4 protein-coding genes are annotated in these 4,624 nt (G+C 73.7%); all 4 read left to right on the top strand.

Annotated features, from left to right (window positions below):
• On the top strand, positions 1 to 604 hold a 604-nt coding region (locus TR48_RS31345), incomplete at its 5' end, for a hypothetical protein (protein WP_042373740.1).
• 366 nt (positions 605 to 970) lie between these two features.
• Positions 971 to 1,249: an acylphosphatase gene (locus TR48_RS31340; RefSeq protein ID WP_042373739.1), complete on the top strand. Its 279-nt coding sequence runs from the start codon at positions 971 to 973 to the stop codon at positions 1,247 to 1,249.
• 334 nt (positions 1,250 to 1,583) lie between these two features.
• Positions 1,584 to 1,778 (top strand): hypothetical protein, encoded by a 195-nt coding sequence (locus tag TR48_RS31335; RefSeq protein WP_042373738.1) that lies wholly within the window; start codon positions 1,584 to 1,586, stop codon positions 1,776 to 1,778.
• A gap of 227 nt (positions 1,779 to 2,005) precedes the next feature.
• Positions 2,006 to 4,624: chromosome segregation SMC family protein (locus TR48_RS31330; protein ID WP_042373737.1), on the top strand; the 2,619-nt coding region annotated here is incomplete at its 3' end.

The following is a 4,624-nucleotide window of genomic DNA, read 5'->3' as shown; positions in this document are numbered from 1 at the left end:
GGGCTGGCACAGCACCGCCGGCGGCCCGGCGCTGCGCCGCCGCTACCGCCGGGAGCATCCCTACGACGCGAAGGACTGCTCCTTCGAGTCGCTGCTCTGGGGAGAGTTGCCCGGCGGCCTGAAGGCGGAGACCTTCCATGTCGTCCGTTACTCGGGCAAGGGCGGCCGGGGCCAGGTGTCGACCTACTACACCGTCGCCACCGTGGTCTTCCCGCGTCCGCTGCCCGGCGTCTCGCTTCGGGAGACGCATCACCCGAGCGACCTCCAGCCGGTGCCGATGGGCCCGAACCAGGACTTCACCTACAACGAGGGCCGCTTCGGTGCGCTCTGGGCCGGGTTGCGCGGCTTCGCCACGGACCCGAACGCGGCCAGTGTGCTCTTCTCGCCGGACATGCTGGCCCGGACCCGCGCGCTGCGCGCGGACTGGCGGATGGACGGCCACGCCGCGATCGCCGTGGTGCGGGACCGGCTGCCGCCCCCGGCGATGCTCGTGCTGGTCGACAACCTCGCCTCCTTCGGTGCGATGCTGCCGGAGGAGGTCTGGCAGGCCGCAGCCGGTCAGCCGGACCCGTGGCCCGGCCCCACCGTGGAGCGTCCCGCGTGACGGGCTCGGAGTGATGTTCGGCGTGGGGGCCCAGAAGACGCGCGCTCCGCTCCCGTCCCGGTCGGGAGGCCGGGCCGAGCCGCGAGACGCGGGCGCTGGCCGAGCGCTACCAGGGCGGGAGCCGGCCGTTCGACTGGCACGACGACGTCTTCACCCCCGAGGTGCTGGCGCGCACGCGCGCCCTGGGGATGATGTGGCGCCTGGCGCCTCGAGGGCCGTTCGGCTCGCGGCGTGCTCAAGGGGGCGCGGAGCCCGCAAGAGACGCTCTCGCTGGCGGACCACCTGGCCTGGTTCACCACGCGGTCGTGACCGGAACCGCGGGTGAGCTGCGGAGAGGGTTCCGCCGCCGGTGAGAGACTTGCGCCCATGAGTGCAGAGGTACGGATGACCGCCTGGGTGCGCGGACGGGTGCAGCAGGTCGGCTTCCGTTGGTGGACGCGGTCCCGGGCGCTGGAGATCGGCCTGCGCGGTTACGCCTCGAATCTGGGGGACGGGCGGGTCCAGGTCGTCGCCCAGGGCAGCAGGGAGCAGTGCGAGCAGTTGCTCGACCTGCTGCGCAACGGCGACACGCCCGGCCGCGTAGACGGTGTCACCGAACTGTGGGGCGCCGCCGAGTCAGCGTACGAGGGCTTCGCGATCCGCTGAGCGTGCACCCGGGTGACCGCGGACCACCCGCCTGGTCCATCAGGGATTTCCCGCGTGTTGCGCTTCTCGCCCCCGCGTGGTTGACTGCGCACCAACGAAGTCGCCGAGACACGCAGCGTGACCACACCGCCGCGCATGCCGGACGACTCAGGTAGCACGCTGTGATCGTGTTGACCGTCTGCGCGTTTGGTGAGACGCTGGAAACCCGCGCACCCGTACGTCCGCTCAGGGCTGATCGGCCCCGCACAGCCTTGATCGGGCGAGCGCTCCGGTGCGGCCCGCCTCACACGACCCACCTTCGCGGTCGGTCACTCAGCGTGGAGGACCATTCATCATGGCAAAGGCGCTTCTCGGTTACGTCGGCGGACCCGACCCCCGACTGCTCGCCGAGATGCGGCGTCTCCAGCAGCGTGTCCAGGACCTGGAATCCGAGCTTGTCCGTATCCAGGCCGAGAACGACGCGTTGCAGGCCGTCGCGGATCACGAGCAGTTGCTCCGCATGGACGCAGCCCAGGCGGTACTGGCCTGAACCTGACCTTTCCGCATAGGTCAGGAACAGTCGGCATCGTCACTGGATAGTGCAAGGGACGCCTCCTCGGCGTCCCTTCGTCGTTCCCGGGCCTTCGTTTGTCCCCGCATCGTTGACCCCTCAACCGGTAGATGCCCGTGACTCACACGGATGAAACCGAGCCGTCACCAGGCTCGGAGCGCATCGGCGGTTAGGGTGTCCCCGAAAGGGACAGGAGGTCGGCGCCGGTGCACCTGAAGAGCCTCACGCTGCGCGGGTTCAAGTCGTTCGCCTCCGCGACCACGCTGCGCTTCGAACCGGGCATCACCTGCGTCGTCGGTCCCAACGGCTCCGGCAAGTCCAATGTCGTGGACGCGCTCAGCTGGGTCATGGGCGAGCAGGGCGCGAAGTCGCTGCGCGGCGGGAAGATGGAGGACGTCATCTTCGCCGGCACGACCGGCCGCGCCCCCCTCGGGCGCGCCGAGGTCGCGCTCACCATCGACAACACCGACGGCGCGCTCCCGATCGAGTACTCCGAGGTCACCATCTCGCGGACGATGTTCCGCAACGGCGGCAGCGAGTACGCCATCAACGGCGACACCTGCCGTCTCCTCGACATCCAGGAGCTGCTCTCCGACTCCGGCATCGGCCGGGAGATGCACGTCATCGTCGGCCAGGGGCAGCTCGACTCCGTCCTGCACGCCGATCCCATGGGCCGCCGCGCCTTCATCGAGGAGGCGGCCGGCGTCCTGAAGCACCGCAAGCGCAAGGAGAAGGCGCTGCGGAAGCTGGACGCGATGCAGGCCAATCTGACCCGCGTCCAGGACCTCGTCGGGGAGCTGCGGCGGCAGCTCAAGCCGCTCGGCCGCCAGGCCGCGATCGCCCGGCGCGCGGCGGTGATCCAGGCCGACCTGCGCGACGCGAGGCTGCGGCTGCTCGCCGACGACCTGGTCACGCTGCGCAAGGCCGTCGAGGAGGAAATCGCCGACGAGATGGCGCTGCGGCTGCGACGCAGCGGCGTCGAGCAGGAGCTGGCGGGGCTTCAGCAGCGCGAGGCGGTGCTGGAGGCGCAGGTCGCCCAGCTTGGCCCGGCGGTGGAGCTGGCCCAGCAGACGTGGTTCGACCTCTCGTCCCTGGCGGAGCGCGTCCGCGGCACGATCGGGCTCGCGGAGGCGAAGGTCCGGCACGCCCGCACCCCGCAGGGGGAGGAGCGGCGCGGCCGCGACCCCGAGGACATGGAGCGCGAGGCCGCGCGCATCCGCGAGCAGGAGGCGGAGCTGGCGGAGGCGCTGGAGGAGGCGCAGTACGCGCTCGCGGAGACCGTGGAGCGCCGCGCCGAGTTGGAGCGCGAGCTGCAGGCGGAGGAGCAGTCGCTGCGCGCCGCGGCGCGTGCGCTGGCCGACCGGCGCGAAGGGCTCGCCCGGCTGCAGGGCAAGGTCGCCGCGGCGCGGTCTCGCGCGGCGGGCGCGGGCGACGAGATCGGCCGCCTGGCGGAGGCACGGGACGCCGCGCTGGAGCGCGCCGCGGCCGCGCAGGAGGAGTACGAGACCCTCCAGGCCCAGTCCGACACCCTCGACACGGCCGACGAGGCCCGCGACGCGGAGCACGCCTCCCTGCGCGCGGACCTGTCCGCGGCCGAGGAGACCCAGTCCCGCGCCCGCGAGGCCCTTGCCACCGCGGACCGCGAACACGCCGCGCTCACCGCCCGCCGCGACGCGCTCGCCCTGGCGCTGCGCCGCAAGGACGGCACGGCCGCGCTGCTCTCCGCCACCGACCGCCTCGCCGGCCTCCTCGGCCCGGCCGCCGGCCATCTGACGATCACTCCCGGCATGGAGACCCCCGTCGCCGCGGCCCTCGACCGCGCGGCGGACGCCGTCGCCGTCACCTCCCTCTCCTCCGCCGCCGACGCGCTCCGCCTCCTCCGCAAGGACGAGGCCGGCCGCGCCTCCCTCCTCATCGCCACCCCCCAACCCCTGCACCGAGCCTCCCAACCCGTGCCCCCCTTGGACGGCCCGTCAGCCCCACCCGAGTCGCCCGCCGCGCCGGGCACGACGACCGGAGGCGCTTCGCCCGCGGGCGGCCCTTCGGCCGCGCCGCAGGCGGCGGCCTCGGCAGGGGAGGGTGGTTCGGCGGTCACCGAGGGTTTCGGCGGGGTCGGGCTTGAGGATGTGGGTGGGCGACACCGGGACGGGCTGCCCGGTGGGGCGGTGTGGGCGGCTGAGCTGGTGTCAGGGCCCGGGGAGCTCGTCGGGTCGGCGCGGGCGTTGTTGCGCGGGTACGTCGTCGTGGACGGGCTGGCCGAGGCGGAGGCCGTGGTGAGTGTCCGGCCCGAGCTCGTGGCGGTCACGGCCGAGGGCGACGTGCTCGGTGCGGCGTACGCCTACGGCGGGTCCGCCGGGGCGCCGAGCGTGCTGGAGACGCAGGCGGCCGTCGACGAGGCCGAGGCGGGGCTGGGGGTGCTCGCCGCCCAGCGGGTGGAATTCCGAGCGGAGCTGGAGGAGGCGACCGCACGGCGCAAGGAGCTCGCCGCCCGGGTCGAGGAGATCGCCGTCGTCCGCCGGGCCGCGGAGAAGGAGAAGGCCGCCGTCGCCCAGCAGGTCGGACGGCTGGCGGGCCAGGCGCGCGGGGCCGCCGGCGAGGCGGAGCGGCTCGCGGCCGCCGCCGCGAAGGCGGCCGACGCGCAGGAGCAGGCCGCGATGGAGCTCGCCGAGCTCGAGGAGCGGCTGCTCGTCGCGGAGGAGCTGCCCGCCGACGAGGAGCCGGACACCGGCAAGCGCGACCGGCTGGACGCCGAGGCGACCAGGACCCGTGCCGCCGAGATGGAGGCCCGGCTGGCCGTGCGCACGCACGAGGAGCGGGTCCGTGGG

The sequence above is a fragment of the Streptacidiphilus neutrinimicus genome, from assembly GCF_000787815.1.
Taxonomy (GTDB): Bacteria; Actinomycetota; Actinomycetes; order Streptomycetales; family Streptomycetaceae; genus Streptacidiphilus; species Streptacidiphilus neutrinimicus.
This window is presented reverse-complemented; position numbering and strand designations above follow the sequence as displayed.